9 protein-coding genes are annotated in these 14,024 nt (G+C 70.9%); all 9 read right to left on the bottom strand.

Features of this window, described 5'->3' with window-relative positions:
• Positions 1 to 134: 134 nt before the first annotated feature.
• Entirely contained in the window at positions 135 to 3,212 is a 3,078-nt protein-coding gene (locus tag G5B31_RS16875; protein WP_165019374.1) for an efflux RND transporter permease subunit, read from the bottom strand.
• Positions 3,213 to 3,218: 6 nt separating this feature from the next.
• Positions 3,219 to 4,406: an efflux RND transporter periplasmic adaptor subunit gene (locus G5B31_RS16870; protein ID WP_165019373.1), complete on the bottom strand. Its 1,188-nt coding sequence runs from the start codon at positions 4,404 to 4,406 to the stop codon at positions 3,219 to 3,221.
• Positions 4,407 to 4,592: 186 nt separating this feature from the next.
• Positions 4,593 to 5,618, bottom strand: coding sequence for a siderophore-interacting protein (locus tag G5B31_RS16865; RefSeq protein WP_165019372.1), 1,026 nt, complete (start codon positions 5,616 to 5,618; stop codon positions 4,593 to 4,595).
• A 3-nt stretch (positions 5,619 to 5,621) separates the two neighbouring features.
• Positions 5,622 to 7,322, bottom strand: coding sequence for an ABC transporter ATP-binding protein (locus tag G5B31_RS16860; RefSeq protein WP_165019371.1), 1,701 nt, complete (start codon positions 7,320 to 7,322; stop codon positions 5,622 to 5,624).
• Between the two features lie 31 nt (positions 7,323 to 7,353).
• Positions 7,354 to 8,133 (bottom strand): ABC transporter ATP-binding protein, encoded by a 780-nt coding sequence (locus G5B31_RS16855; protein ID WP_165019370.1) that lies wholly within the window; start codon positions 8,131 to 8,133, stop codon positions 7,354 to 7,356.
• Entirely contained in the window at positions 8,130 to 10,094 is a 1,965-nt protein-coding gene (fhuB, locus tag G5B31_RS16850) for a Fe(3+)-hydroxamate ABC transporter permease FhuB (protein ID WP_165019369.1), read from the bottom strand. Before fhuB ends, G5B31_RS16855 begins: the two co-directional genes overlap by 4 nt.
• Entirely contained in the window at positions 10,091 to 10,939 is an 849-nt protein-coding gene (locus G5B31_RS16845; protein WP_165019368.1) for an ABC transporter substrate-binding protein, read from the bottom strand. Before G5B31_RS16845 ends, fhuB begins: the two co-directional genes overlap by 4 nt.
• Complete coding sequence (locus G5B31_RS16840) at positions 10,933 to 13,032, bottom strand: TonB-dependent siderophore receptor (RefSeq protein ID WP_165019367.1); 2,100 nt, start codon at positions 13,030 to 13,032, stop codon at positions 10,933 to 10,935. Before G5B31_RS16840 ends, G5B31_RS16845 begins: the two co-directional genes overlap by 7 nt.
• A gap of 54 nt (positions 13,033 to 13,086) precedes the next feature.
• Entirely contained in the window at positions 13,087 to 14,007 is a 921-nt protein-coding gene (locus G5B31_RS16835; protein WP_165019366.1) for a helix-turn-helix domain-containing protein, read from the bottom strand.
• Between the last annotated feature and the right edge of the window lie 17 nt (positions 14,008 to 14,024).

The following is a 14,024-nucleotide window of genomic DNA, read 5'->3' as shown; positions in this document are numbered from 1 at the left end:
CGAGTTTCCACCCCGCCACGATCATCGCAAGCCTCAGCTTTTCGCGGAGATGCGGGCCGGTGCGCAGCACCACCGCCCGGCCAAAAGAAAAGGGGGCGGAAACCGCCCCCTTTTCCGCCGCCCTTTCCAGACCCTCACGCCGGGCCGAATTCCTTCTCCACCGCCTTGCGGTGCAGGAGCAGCGAGGCGTCGCTGCGGGAGATCAGGGTGTAGAACATCGGCACCACGAAGAGGGTGAAGACCGTCCCGATCAGCAGGCCGGTGAAGATCACCAGACCCATCGCCTGACGCGCGGCGGCGCCGGCGCCCTCGGCCAGGATCAGCGGCACCACCGCCAGCGCCATGGCGGCGGTGGTCATCAGGATCGGCCGCAGCCGGGTCTTCGCCGCCGCGACGATGGCGGCGCGGCGGTTCAGGCCCTTTTCCTCGCGCTGCTGGTTGGCGAATTCCACCATCAGGATGCCGTGCTTGGTGATCAGCCCGATCAGCGTGATCAGCCCGACCTGGGTGTAGATGTTCAGCGTCGACATGCCGAAGAACAGCGGCAGCACCGCGCCGAAGATCGACAGCGGCACCGACATCATGATGATGAACGGGTCGCGGAAGCTTTCGAACTGCGCCGCCAGCACCAGGTAGATCACCACCAGCGCCGCGCCGAAGGCCAGCAGGATGGTGTTGCCTTCCGTCTTCTCCAGCCGCGACTGGCCGGAATAGTCGATGAAGAAGCCGTCGGGCAGGGTTTCCGCGGTGATCCGCTCCAGCTCGGCCAAGGCCTCGCCGGTGGACAGGCCGATCATCGGCATCCCCGACAGGGTGGCGGCGTTCAGCTGGTTGAACTGGCCGATGGAGGCGGCGTTGACGCCCGGGTCGATGGCGACCACCGACGACAGCGGCACCATCTGGCCGGTGGCCGAGCGGACGAAGAACTCGGTCAGCTTCTCGGGATTGTTGCGCCACTCCTGCGGCACCTGGGTGATCACGTCGTAGCTGTTGGAATCGCGGTCGAACTGGGCGACGGCGCCGCCGCCGACCAGGATGCCCAGGGTGGCGCCGATGTCCGACACCGCCACCCCCAGCTCGGCCGCGCGGTCGCGGTCGATGGTGATGGCGACCTGCGGCGCGTCGAAGGCCAGGTCGTTCTGCACCACGATGAACTTGCCCGACTGCATCGCCTTCAGCCGGATCTCCTCGGCCACCTCGAACACCCGGTCGGGCGAGTGGATGGATTGCAGCACCATCGAGATCGGCAGCCCGCCGCCGGCGCCCGGCAGCGAGGGCGGGGCGAAGACATAGCCCTGCAACCCGGGGGAGCCGTCGAGGATGCCCTGCACCTCGGCCTGGATCTCGGCCTGGCTGCGGTCGCGCTCGGCCCAGTCCTTCAGCGCCCAGATGTAGAAGCCGGTCGCTGCCGAGCCGCCCATGCCCGCCACCGAGAACGAGGTCTGCACCTCGGCGATGTCGGCGGTGCGCTTGCCGATCTCGGCCGTGAAGGCGTCGGTATAGTCCAGCGAGGCGTAGCGCGGCGCGTTCAGGATGGCGAAAAGCGCGCCCTGGTCCTCTTCCGGCGCCAGTTCCGACGAGGTGTTGACGAACATGAAGCCGGTGACGCCCAGAAGGACGGCGACCATCAGCAGGGTGACGGGCCGGTAGTCCAGCGAGGACGACACCCGGCGCTCATACCAGTTCGACACGCCGGTCAGCACGCGGTCGACGGTGCGCTGGAACCGGCCGGGCGCGTCGTGGGTCAGCAGGCGCGCCGACATCGTCGGGGTGATGGTCAGCGCCACGATGCCGGAGATGATCACCGATCCCGCCAGCGTCAGCGCGAATTCGGTGAACAGCGATCCGGTCAGGCCGCCGGTGAAGGCCAAGGGCGACAGCACCGCGGCCAGGGTGATGGTCATGGCGACGACCGGGCCGGTGATCTCCTTCATGCCGGCGATGGCGGCGCGGGCGGGCTTCTCGCCATGGTCGATGTGGCGGTGGATGTTCTCCACCACCACGATGGCGTCGTCCACCACCAGGCCGATGGCCAGAACCATCGCCAAGAGCGTCAGCAGGTTGATCGAATAGCCCAAGGCCAGCATGATCGCGCAGACGCCGATCAGCGACAGCGGGATGGTGACGACCGGCATCACCACCGACCGGAAGGAGCCCAGGAACAGAAGGATCACCACCACCACGATGGCGACGGCCTCGGCGATGGTCTTGAACACCTCCTCGATCGAGGCGGCGATGGTCTCGGTCGAGTCGTAGACCAGGGTGATGGTCATGCCCTCGGGCAGGGTGTCGCGCAGGGCGGGCAGGGCGTTCAGCACGTTCTCGGCCACGTCCAGCTGGTTCTCGCCGGGGGCGGGGATGATGCCGATGAAGGTGCCGGGCTGGCCGGCGAAGGTGACGATGGCCTCGGCCGAGCCGGAGGCCAGCTCGATCCGCGCCACGTCGCGCAGCCGCACGGTGCCGTTCGCGCCCTGCACCAGCGGCAGCGCGCCGAAGGCCTCGGCCGATTGCACGGTGGAATCGAGCGTCAGCGAGTAGACGAAATATTCGTTCTCGGTCTTGCCGGGGGCCGAGAGGAAGTTCGACGACCGGATCGCCGCCAGCACGTCCGAGGCGGTCACCCCGCGCGCCGCCATCTGCAGCGGGTCCAGCCAGACCCGCATGGCATATTCGGCGGCGCCCATGATCTGCATCTGCGCCACGCCGCCGATGTTGGTCACCCGCGGGCTGACCACCCGTTCCAGGTATTCGGTCAGCTGCTCGGGCGTCATGTTGGGGTTCTGCACCGCCAGATACATCAGCGCGAAGGTCATGCCGGTGCCCTTGACGATCACCGGGTCCTCGGCATCCGCAGGCAGCTGCCCGCGCACCTGCTGCACCTTGGACATCACTTCGGTCAGGGCGATGTCGGGATCGGCGCCCAGCTTCATCTGCACCGTCACCACCGAGGCCGAGGGGCTGGAGGAGGAGGTGACGTATTCGATGTCCTCGGTCGTCGAGACCGCGGCGGCGATGGGCGAGGTGACGAAGCCCTGGATCAGCTCGGGCGCGGCGCCGGGGTAGATCGTGGTGACGGTCACCACGGTCTCGTCCACTTCCGGGTATTGCCGCACCGGCAGGTTCACCACCGAGGCGAGGCCGAGGAACAGGATCAGCGCCGCAAGCACGGTCGACAGGACCGGCCGGCGGATGAAGATTTCCGAGATGTTCATCCGCGTCTACTCCTTGGCCTCGTCGCCGGGGGCCGGCGCGCCTTCGGCCGGCGCTGCGGGGGCTTCCGGGGCGGCCGCCTCCGGCGCCGTGGCGTTGTCGTCGGGCACCTCGCCGATGGCGACCGAATTGTCGACCTGGACCCGGGCGCCGGGCGTCAGCCGGTTCTGGCCCGAGGTGACGATCTGGTCGCCGGCGGCCAGCCCTTCCACCACCTCGATCCGCCCGCCCGAGCGGCGGCCGACGGTGACGAAGACCTGCTCCACCTTCAGCTCGTCCTCGGCCTCGCCGGGGCGCACGACATAGATCGAATCGCCGTAGAGGGTGGAGCTGACGGCGGTCTGCGGCACCGCGATCACGCCTTCCTCTATCGGCAGGGCGATGCGGACGCGCAGGAACTGGCCGGGGTAAAGCACGCCCGAGGGGTTCTCCACCTCGGCCCGGACCGAGACCATGCGCGAATTGGCGTCCACCCGCGGCTCGATGGCGATGATGCGGCCGGTGGCCGAGAAGCTGCCGACCTCGGTCGCCACGGTGACCGGGCCGCCGAGCGCCAGCGCCTCGATCTGCTGTTCGGGGACCGAGAAGTCGACCCGCATGTTCGACAGGTCCTGCAGGGTGGCATAGATCGTGCCGGCCACGACATATTGGCCGATCTCGATCTGCGGGATGCCGATCACCCCGGCGAAGGGCGCGGTCAGCTTCTTGTGGTCCAGCGCGGTCTGCAGCTGCGCCACCTGGGCCCGGGCGCTTTCCACCTGCGCCTCGGCGGTCTCCACCGTGTTGGCCGCGCCAACGCCGCGTTCGGACAGGGTCTTGGCCCGGTTCGCCTCGGCCACCGCGACCGAGAGCGCGGCCTTGGCGGCCTCCAGCGCGGCGACCTCGCTGGCGTCGTCGATCTGCACCAGTTGCTGGCCCTCGGCGATCTGGTCGTTGCCGGCGAAGGTGATCGCCTGCACCAGCCCGCCGGATTCGATGGCCAGGTCCACGCCCCGCGCCGACAGCGCGGTGCCGATGGCCTCGATCCCGGGCTCCCAGGTCACGGCTTCCAGCGTCTCGGTGGTGACGGGGGTGGGCGGCGGCACCATGCCGCCCAGATACTGGGCGATCATATCGTCGCGGAAATACTTGAACCAGACGATGCCACCGCCGATCAGGCCCAGAAGGATGATTGCGATGATAAGCCGCTTGAACATGGACAGCTCCGGTCGGACGGAAAGGGGAAGGAGCCGGCTCGGCCCCGGATGACCTTGCCTGCGGCAAGAGGAGGGGATCGTCAACACCCGATAGGGTGCGCAGACGGGCAGAGGCTGCGGATTCATGCACGGAAGACGCAGCTTTACGTGGCGTCAGCCCGAAACGGCGGCCGGAGGGCGGTTCGGTCAGGCCGCGGTCCAGTAGGCGCAGATCGCCACGCCGGCCCCGGGGCCGGCCTTCAGCACCGGCCGGATCGCCTGCGCCTCGATCTTCTCGCCGCCGAACAGCACCTCGGCGCCGGGTCCCGCGGCGATGACCGCCTGCGCCGCTTCGGTGAAGGCGGCGCGCAGCGCGGGGGCCTTGCCGCGCAGGTGCCAGTCCAGCCGGACGCCCGGCGGATGGCGGATCGGCTGGATCTCGGCGGCATCGCCCACCTCGATCAGTGCGGCGCCGGTGGTGTCCTCCGCGGCGGTCTCCAGGATGCGGGCGATGACGGGCAGGGCGGTCTCGTCGCCGCCGAGGCAGAGCCGGCGCGACGCCGGCAGCCAGCCGCCGCCGGGGCCGGAGATGCCGACCGGATCGCCGGGCCGCGCCGCCGCGGCCCAGGCACAGGTGGGGCCGCGGCCGTGCAGGTAGACATCCACGTCCAGCCGGCCCGCCGCGGCGTCGATGGCGCGGATGGTGTAGACCGGCATGTGCAGCCGCCCCGGCGCCGGCCAGACCGTGCGGCCGGCGGCCGAGAGCCGCGGCCAGTCCGGGTTCGCCGGGTCGGCGGGCTGCAGGAGCCGCAGGTGCAGCCCGGTGCGGGCCATGAAGCCCAGGTCCTCGGCCAAGAGCCGCAGCCGCAGGAAGCGCGGCGAAAGCCGGGTGACCTCGCCCACCCGCGCCAGCCGGAAGTTCGGCGGCAGCCGGCCCTCCAGCCCGCCCGCGGCCTGCCAGCTCAGCCCCGCGGCCAGTCCCTCCACCGCGCTGTCCAGCAGATGCCCCAGCGTGTCGCGCAGGTTCTGCAACGCTTCCTCGCTGCGCGCCTCCAGCCGCAGGTCGGCCGCGCCGCCGTTGAAGCGCAGCTCGATCGCGCCCGCCTCCATCCGCGTGGTGACCACCCGGTCGGGGGTGACATGCACCTTGCAGAAATCGGACAACAGCCGCGCGAAGGCTTCCAGCGCCGGCCAGTCCACCGGCGCCAGCCGGCCAAGCGCCACCGCCGCCATCGCTCAGCCCGCCAGACGGGTGTAGAGCCCGCCCTTCGACAGCAGCGCCGCATGGCTGCCGGTCTCGCGCACCTCGCCGGCCTCCATGACCACGATGCGGTCGGCGTTGCGGATGGTGCCCAGCCGATGGGCGATCACCAGCGTGGTGCGGCCCTCGGACAAGGCCTCCAGCGCCGCCTGGATCTCGCGTTCCGTCTCTGAGTCCAGCGCCGAGGTGGCCTCGTCCAGGATCAGGATCGGCGGGTTCTTCAGGAAGGCCCGGGCGATGGCGACGCGCTGTTTCTGCCCGCCCGACAGCATCACCCCGCGTTCGCCGCACATCGTGTCCAGCCCCTCGGGCAGGCTGCGGATCAGCGGCCCGAGCTGCGCCTTCTCGGCCGCCGCCATGATCTCGTCGTCGCTGGTGCCGAGCCGGCCGTAACCGATGTTCTCGCGCAGCGAGGTGCCGAACAGGAACACGTCCTGGCTGACGATGCCGATCTGGTTGCGCAGCGATTCCAATGTCATGTCCGCCAGAGGCACCCCGTCCACGGTGATCCGCCCGGCGTCGGGGTCGTAGAACCGCGGCACCAGCGCCAGCAGGGTGGACTTGCCCGCGCCGGAGGGGCCGACGAAGGCCACCGTCTCGCCGGGTTCGACCCGCAGCGAGACATGGCGCAGCACCGGGCGGCTGGCGTCATAGGCGAAGGACACGTCCTCGAAGGCGATCCGGCCCTTCAGCGCCGGCGCGGGCCGGGCGCCGGGGGCATCGGCGATCTCGGGCTCGGTCGCCAGCAGTTCCTGGTAGCGGCGGAAGCCGGCGATGCCGCGGGGATAGGTCTCGATCACCGCGGCGATCTTGTCGAGCGGGCGAAAGAACACGTTCACCAGCAGCAGGAAGCCGACGAAGGCGCCGGTGGTCAGGCTGCCCTGCATCACGAAGCCGGCGCCGAAGACCATCACCACCACCTGCACGAAGCGCAGGCCCATGTAGTGGATGGCCGAGGATTTCGCCATGATCCGATAGGCGTCCAGCTTCGTCGCGCGATAGGCCCGATTGTCCTTTTCGAACAATTTCGCCTCATGCGCCTCGTTGGCGAAGGCCTGCACCACGCGGATGCCGCCGACGGTTTCCTCCAGCCGGACGTTGAAATGGCCGACGCGGGAATAGATCTCCTGCCAGGCCCGGGTCATCCGGGTGCCGTAGACCACCACCAGCCAGACCGTGACCGGCACGATCACCGCCGTGGTCACCGCCAGCAGCGGATGCAGCCAGAGCATCAGCAGGAAGGCCCCGACGAAGGTCATCACCGCGATGAACAGGTCCTCGGGGCCGTGGTGGGCGACCTCGCCGATCTCCTCCAGGTCGCGGGTCACCCGCGCCACCAGCTTGCCGGTGCGGGCATGGTCGAACCAGCGCCAGCTGAGCCGGGTCAGGTGGGCGAAGGCGCGGCGGCGCATCTCGGTCTCGATGTTGATGCCCAGCATGTGACCCCAGTAGATCACCACGATCATCAGCCCGGTGTTCAGCGCGTAGATCGCCAGCAGGCCGAAGGCGGCGGCGATGGTCAGCGACCAGTCGCCGAGCGGCAGCAGGTGGTCGATGAAGGCGGTGATCGCCAGCGGGAAGGACAGCTCCAAGAGGCCCGAGGCGACGGCGCAGCCGAAATCCAGCCAGAACAGGCGCAGGTGCGGGCGGTAATAGGCGAAGAACTGGCGCAGCATCTCTCGTCCTCTGGGTCTTCCTTGGGCGTGGCTATTCGGGCAGGGCGTAAAGCCGTGTGCCCGCCTTGCCTCCTTGTGCCGCAACCTGCATCGGCAGGCCATAGACACGGGCCAGCGCCTCGGGCGTCATCAGCGCGGCCATCGGGCCTTGCAGCACCAGACGGCCGTTGTCCAGCGCCACCACCCGGTCGCAGAAGCGCGCGGCCATGTTCACGTCATGCAGCACGATCACCGCGGACAGGCCGGTCTGGCGGCACATCTGCTGCACCAGCCCCAGCACCTCGACCTGATGCGCCACGTCCAGCGCCGATGTGGGCTCGTCCAGCAGCAGCGTCCGCGCCCCCTGCGCCAGCATCATCGCGATCCATCCGCGCTGGCGTTCCCCGCCCGAGAGGGTGTCGACCAGCCTTTCGGCGAAGGGGCGCAGCCCGCAGCGGTCCAGCGCGATCTCGACGGCGGCATGGTCCTCGGGCCGGAACCGGCCGAGCGCGCCGCGCCAGGGGTAGCGGCCGAGCGCGACCAGCTCGGCCAGCCGCATCCCCTCGGCCGGCGGGGTGACCTGCGGCAGATAGGCGATGGAGCGGGCAAGCTCGCGCGGCGTCCAGTCCTGCAGCGGCCGGCCGGCGTGGGCGATGCTGCCGCTGTCGGGGCGCAGCTGGCCGGCGATCAGCTTCAGCAGGGTGGACTTGCTGGAGCCGTTGCGGCCGACCAGCGCGGTGACCGCGCCCTCGGCGATCTCCAGCGTCAGCCCGTCGATCAGGCGGCGGCCCGGCACGGTCAGGGTCACGCCGTTCAGGGTGAAAAGCGTCATGCTGCGGTTCTCTTCATCAGGGTCAGGAACAGCCAGGGCGCGCCGACCAGCGTGGCGACGAGGCCGAGCGGCAGGTCGTAGGGGAAGGTCGCGGTGCGGGCACCGAAGGCGGCCAGCACCATGAGGAGCGCGCCGATCAGCCAGGTGCCGGCGACGAAGGGCAGGGCGCGGGTCAGGCCCAGGCTGCGGGCGATCTGCGGCGCCATCAGCCCGACGAAGCTGACCGGGCCGACCAGCAGCGTGGCCGCGCCGGTGGCGAGACCGGCGAGCAGGATCAGCGCCAGCCGCGCCTGCGCCATCGGCAGGCCGAGCGCGCGGGCGGTGGCGGGGCCGAGCGGCAGGATCTCCAGCCACCGCGCGGCGGCCAGCAGGGCGGCCAGCAGCGCCAGCGCCAGCGCGGCAAGCGCGGCGGCACCGGCGGGGGTGACGTTGGTGGCGCTGCCCGCCAGCCAGCCGAGGATCACCCAGGCCCGGCGGTCGTCTGAGGCCATGATCGCGCCGAGCACGGCCGAGGCCAGCGCGCCGATGGCGAGGCCGGCCAGCAGCAGCCGCGCCGGGGCGAGGTCGGCGCGCAGGGCATGGGCGGACAGCGCCGCCAGCGCCAAAGCGCCTCCGGCGGCGGTGCAGAGCGCCAGCTCCAGCGGGCCGGGGGCGGGGAACAGGAACACCGCCGCGGCATAGCCGAGCGCCGCGCCGCCGGTGACGCCAAGGACCTCGGGCGCGGCCATCGGGTTGGCGGTCAGCCGTTGCAGCAGCGCGCCCGATCCGGCCAGCAGCGCGCCGGCAGAGAGGGCGGCGAGGATCGCGGTGGCGCGCAGCGGCAGGAAGGTCTCGCGCAGCTCGGGGGCGATCCAGCCCCAGCCCTCCGGCCCCCGCCCGCCGAACAGGGTGAGGGCGGAGAGGGCCAGCACCAGCGCCGCCAGCACCGCCAGAACCCGCGCCGGGCGGCGGGCACGGCGGGCCAGGCCGTCGCCGGCCTCGGCCCGCTGCGGCACATGGGTGGTCATCCGGGGCAGCAGCCACAAGAGCAGCGGCCCGCCGATCAGCCCGGTCAGCGCCCCGGTGGGCAGCGAGGGGCCTTCCATCGCCGCAATGGCCAGCAGCGCGCCATCGGCCAGCGACAGCAGCAGCGCCCCCGCCAGCGGGGCGAGCAGCAGCCGCTGCCGCATCGTCCGCGCGCCGAGGCTGCGGGCGATGGCGGGGGCGGCGAGGCCGACGAAGCCGACCAGCCCGACCTCGGCCGAGACCAGCGCCGACAGGCAGACCGCCAGCAGCAGCGTCCCCATCCGCAAGGGCGCAAGGCCGAGACCGAGGCCGCGCGCGCCCTCCGTCCCCAGCGACAGCACCATCAGCGGCCGGGCCAGCAGGGCGGCCAGCGCCAGCCCCGCCGCCAGCGCCAGCGCCAGATGCGCGGCACCGCTCCAGTCCTGTTGGGTCAGGGACCCGCCGTTCCAGATCACCAGCGACAAGAGGTAATGCCCCTGCGCCAGCGTCAGCGCGGTGGCGACGGCGGAGCACAGCATCCCGGCCAGCATCCCGGCGATGGTGACGGTGACCGGGGCGAAGCCCCTGCGCGCGCCGAGCGCCAGCACCGGCAGGGTGACCGCCGCCGCCCCGGCCAGCGCCACCGGCAGCGCCCCGCCCGCAAGCCAGCCGGGGGCGAAGATGGTGGCCGCCACCAGCGCCAGCTGCGCGCCGGAGGCGGTGCCCAGCGTGGTCGGGTCGGCCAGCGGGTTGCGCAGCACCGCCTGCATCAGCGCCCCGGCGAGGCCGAGGCAGGCCCCCGCCAGCAGCGCCACCGCCCCCCGCGGCATCAGCCCGAAGGCCAGCAGAATCTGCCCGGTCTCCATCCCTTCGGCGCGCCAGGGCAGGGCCGGCCAGGCGGCGAAGGGCAGGGCGGTCAGCGCGGCGAAGGCCCAGAGGGCAAGCGCCAGCAGGGCGGCGGCAAGGATCGGTCTCATGTCGTCTCCAGCGCCGCGACCAGTTCGCGCGCGAAGCGCAGGGCGGAGGGCAGGCCGCCGAAGGCGTTGATCCCGGGCAGGCGGCGGACGTTGCCGCGGCGCACCGGCAGCAGGCCGTTCCACAGCGCGCCGCGGTCCAGCGCGCGCTGCGCCTGCGGGGGGACTTCGCCGATCAGGATCAGCCTTGCCTCGGGGAAGGCGGCCAGCCGCTCGATGGGGACGGGGGCGTAGAAGGCGAAGCGGGTGCCCTCGGCCCAGGGGTTCTCCAGCCCCAGCTTTTCGAGCGCGCCGCCGTAGAGGCTGTCGTGGCCGAAGATGCGGACATGGCGGGCGTCGCCGATCTCCAAGAGCAGGCAGGGGCGGCGGTCCTGCACCCGGCCGGCCAGCGCGGCGAACTCCGCCTCGGCGGAGGCCAGCACCGGGGCGGCGGCCTCGGGAATGCCGAGCGCGGCCGCCAGCTCGGCCAGCAGCTCGGTCACCTTCGGCAGCGGCGGCTCGCCGGGGACATAGAGCGCGCGGCTGAACACCGGGGCGATGCGGGCAAGCTGCGGCTCGGCGAAGGCGTAGTAGCTGGAGGAGAGGATCAGCCCGGGGGCGGAGAGGCTGAGCGCCTCGAGGTTCGGCGCCCCGCGCAGGCCGAGGTCGGCGGTGCTTCCGGGCGGCGGAAGCGGCGCGACCCGGCGGAAGGCGACCAGCTCGGCCAGCGCCTGCGGCGGATGGCCGAGGGCCATGGCGGTTTCGGCCATGGCCCAGTCGATGGCGGCGATCCGGGGCGCGCCGGCCCCGAGCACGGGCCGTGCCCAACCCGCCGCCATGGCGGCAAGAAGGGCGCGCCGCGTCACCATTTGTAAGAGAGGTTCGCCTGGAGGTTGCGGCCGTCGCCGATGTAGCTGGACAAGTAGCCGATCGAGGAGACATAGGCCTCGTCGGTGACGTTGTTCAGGTTCACCCGCAGTTCCATCCCGTTGTCCCATGCGTAGGCCGCGCCGAGGTCGAGCAGCGTCACCGCTTCCAGCTCCTGGGTGTTGGCATCCGAGGACCAGCGCTTGCCGATGTGGCGCAGGCCGCCCGACAGCGTCAAGCCCTGCAGCGCGCCGGCCTGGAATTCATGGGCAAGCCAGAGGCTGGCGGCGTGGCGCGGCGTGTTCGCCAGTTCGTTGCCGTCGTTGTCGCCGCTGATCCTGCTTTCGGCGAAGGTATAGGCCCCCTTCACCGTCCAGCCGTTGCCCAGATCGGCCACGCCTTCCAGCTCCAGCCCGCGGATGTTGGCCTTGCCCAGCTGGAGATAGTCGTTCCAGGCCGGCCCGACCCAAGTGGTGCGGTTGGTCTCGGTCAGATCGTAGAGGGCAGCGGTGAAGAGGCCGTCGAAGCCCGCCGGCTCGTATTTCACCCCCAGTTCCCACTGTTCGCCTTCGGTGGGCTTGAAGGGATTGCCGAGAGCGTCGGGACCAGACAGCGGCAGGAACGAGGTGGCATAGGCGAGATAGGCATGGATGCCGTTGCCGACGTCGTATCCCAGCGAGGCGTGGCCGGTGGTGGCCTGATCCTTGCGGTCGAAGCTGGTCACGGTTCCCGCAACGGTGTTGCCACCGGTCTGCTTGGTCCAGTCGTGGCGCAGGCCGAGCGCTGCGCGCCAGTTGCCCCAGCTCATCTCGTCCAGCGCGTAGATGCCGTATTGCTGCGCATCGACCTTCTTGTCCGCGCGATAGGTCTGGGCGCCGATGACAAGGCCGCCGTGGACCGGGGCGGAATAGTCGATGGGATCGACATCCGAAAACACGGTCGAGGCCGTTTCCGAGAACTTCCGGGCGTCCAGCCCGAAGGTCAGCTTGTGCTCCACGGTGCCGGTCGTGGCCTCGCCCGCCAGGCGCAGGTCGAAGGCGATGCTGTCGAAGTCGTCATGCTGGGTGATGACGCCCCGCTGGACCTCCGACCCGGTATTGCCGCTGATGTAGATGTTCTCGTAGTCCCAGACGAAGTCGGTGTAGAGGAAGGTCCCGCTCAGCTTCCAGCCGTTGTCGAATTCATGCGTCAGCCCGAAGGACAGCGTCGTCATCCTGCGATCCGAGGTGTTGAAGTCCTCGTCGGCGAAGTCGAAGTCGCGCAGGTCGTCCAGGTCGTAGACGCCGATGAAGCCGTTCGGCACCCCGGTGGGCGAGATCGGCGCATCGTCGTGGCGGCTGGCGATGAAGACAAGCTCGGTGCTGTCGCTCAGCGCATAGCTGGCGGAGAGGCCGAGATAGGCGCGTTCGTTGTCGATGCTGTCGACATCGCCCTTGGCGTTCCCGACCTTGCCGACGATGCGATAGGCGAAGCGGTCGTCGACCGCGCGGTTGGCGTCGCCGTAGACCGACCACGATCCGTTGCTGTCGAAGCCGAAGCCCAGTTCGGTGAAATCGCCGTCGGCCTGGGCGCGCTTCTGCACCATGTTCACCAGACCGGCGGGAGAGCCCGCGCCGTAAAGCACCGAAGCGGGGCCGCGCAGCACCTCGACCCGTTCGATGCCGTAAAGCTCGAAGGCGGGCGAACTGGTCGGGGGCTGGGTCGAGCGGATGAACTGCAACCCGTCCAGGAACTTGTCGTTCTCCAGGTTGAAGCCGCGCAGGTAGAGGCTGTCGAAGCGGGGGTCGTTGCCGTAGTTCTCGGCGATGATGCCGGCGGAATAGGTCAGTGCCTCGGCCAGGTTGGTGGAGCCCTGCGCCTCGATCTGCGCCAGCGGCACCACCGAGACCGAGGCCGGGGGCTCGACGATGGGCGTGCCGGTCTTCGTCGTCGCGGCGGCCTCGGCGACCGGGCCTTCCAGCGGCGCGGTCGGGTTCTCGGTGCCTTCCAGCGTGATGATGCCGAGGAAGGTGGTGCGGCTGTCGCCCTCCTGCGCCAGCGCGCCGGTGGCGAGAAGCGCGGTCAGGCTGGCGCCGAGGAGAAGGGGTCTGGTCATGTGCGGCATGGTCGGGTCCCGGGACAATAATTCCCGAGCGTTTAACTGAAGAATTCAGCGCAGGTCTTGAACCAGCCTCTGGGGATTTGTCTCCGGCCCCGGGATTCCCGCCCGCCGCCAGGCCGAGGGCGGCATCCCGTGGGCGGCCCGGAAGGCGCGCGACAGGTGGGCCTGGTCGGCGAAGCCGGTGGCATGGGCGATCTCGGCCAGCGGCAGGGCGGGGTCTTCGATCATCGCCCGCGCCGCCTCCAGCCGCAGCCGGGCCTGCCAGCGCTGCGGGGTCTCGCCGGTCTCCTGCCGGAAGCAATGGGAGAACCAGCTTTCCGACAGGCCGGCCGCCTGCGCCAGTTCCGCCACGCAGACATGGCGGGTCAGGTTGGCGCGCAGGTGACGTTCGACCGCCGCCATCTGCCAGGGGGCGAGGCCGCCGGTCGTCGGCGTCTCGTCCGGCGGGGCGGCGAAGACCTCGCCCAGCATCGCCGCCAGCAGCCCGTCCAGCATCATCTCGCCCCGCCGCGGGGTGGCGACCTCGGCCGCGGCCAGCCGGGCCAGCGTCAGCAGGCCGGGGCTGGCGGCGAAGAGGCGGGGGCGGCCGAGGTCGGCGCGGACGCCGCCGGCCGCCAGCCGCCGCTGAAGCGCCGTGGCGTCGAGGTGGAAATCCAGATGGGTCATGTCGCGGCCCTCGACCATCCGGCTCCACAGCGGCACGCCGGCGGGGATGAACAGGGCCTGCACGCCGCGCTGTTCCGGCGCGGTCTCGGCCAGCCGCAACGCCATCGGCGGCGGGGCCTCGTCAAGGAAGATCACCATCCGCGGGTCGGGGGCGATGTAGAAGCCGCCGCCGCCCGCCTCGCCGTGGACGCGCCAGACATCGGCGATGGCGCCGCCCAGCCGGCGCCACGCCAAGGGCGCCAGCGTCCGCAGCGCGTGGGTGCGCGATTGCATTCTCGGCCGGAATTCGGCGCTGGCCCGCATGTCAGGCAACCTTTCCT

It is taken from the genome of Rhodobacter sp. SGA-6-6, assembly GCF_011043545.1.
In the GTDB taxonomy this organism is placed as follows: domain Bacteria; phylum Pseudomonadota; class Alphaproteobacteria; order Rhodobacterales; family Rhodobacteraceae; genus Pseudogemmobacter.
The sequence above is the reverse complement of the archived record's forward strand: the minus strand, read 5'-3'. Positions and strand labels throughout refer to the sequence as shown.

What these genes read in the sequence shown, in the direction of transcription:
- G5B31_RS16875 (WP_165019374.1), bottom strand. Translation starts at nt 3,212, where the DNA reads ATGAACATCTCGGAAATCTTCATCCGCCGGCCGGTCCTGTCGACCGTG.
- G5B31_RS16870 (WP_165019373.1), bottom strand. Translation starts at nt 4,406, where the DNA reads ATGTTCAAGCGGCTTATCATCGCAATCATCCTTCTGGGCCTGATCGGC.
- G5B31_RS16865 (WP_165019372.1), bottom strand. Translation starts at nt 5,618, where the DNA reads ATGGCGGCGGTGGCGCTTGGCCGGCTGGCGCCGGTGGACTGGCCGGCG.
- G5B31_RS16860 (WP_165019371.1), bottom strand. Translation starts at nt 7,322, where the DNA reads ATGCTGCGCCAGTTCTTCGCCTATTACCGCCCGCACCTGCGCCTGTTC.
- G5B31_RS16855 (WP_165019370.1), bottom strand. Translation starts at nt 8,133, where the DNA reads ATGACGCTTTTCACCCTGAACGGCGTGACCCTGACCGTGCCGGGCCGC.
- fhuB (WP_165019369.1), bottom strand. Translation starts at nt 10,094, where the DNA reads ATGAGACCGATCCTTGCCGCCGCCCTGCTGGCGCTTGCCCTCTGGGCC.
- G5B31_RS16845 (WP_165019368.1), bottom strand. Translation starts at nt 10,939, where the DNA reads ATGGTGACGCGGCGCGCCCTTCTTGCCGCCATGGCGGCGGGTTGGGCA.
- G5B31_RS16840 (WP_165019367.1), bottom strand. Translation starts at nt 13,032, where the DNA reads ATGACCAGACCCCTTCTCCTCGGCGCCAGCCTGACCGCGCTTCTCGCC.
- G5B31_RS16835 (WP_165019366.1), bottom strand. Translation starts at nt 14,007, where the DNA reads ATGCGGGCCAGCGCCGAATTCCGGCCGAGAATGCAATCGCGCACCCAC.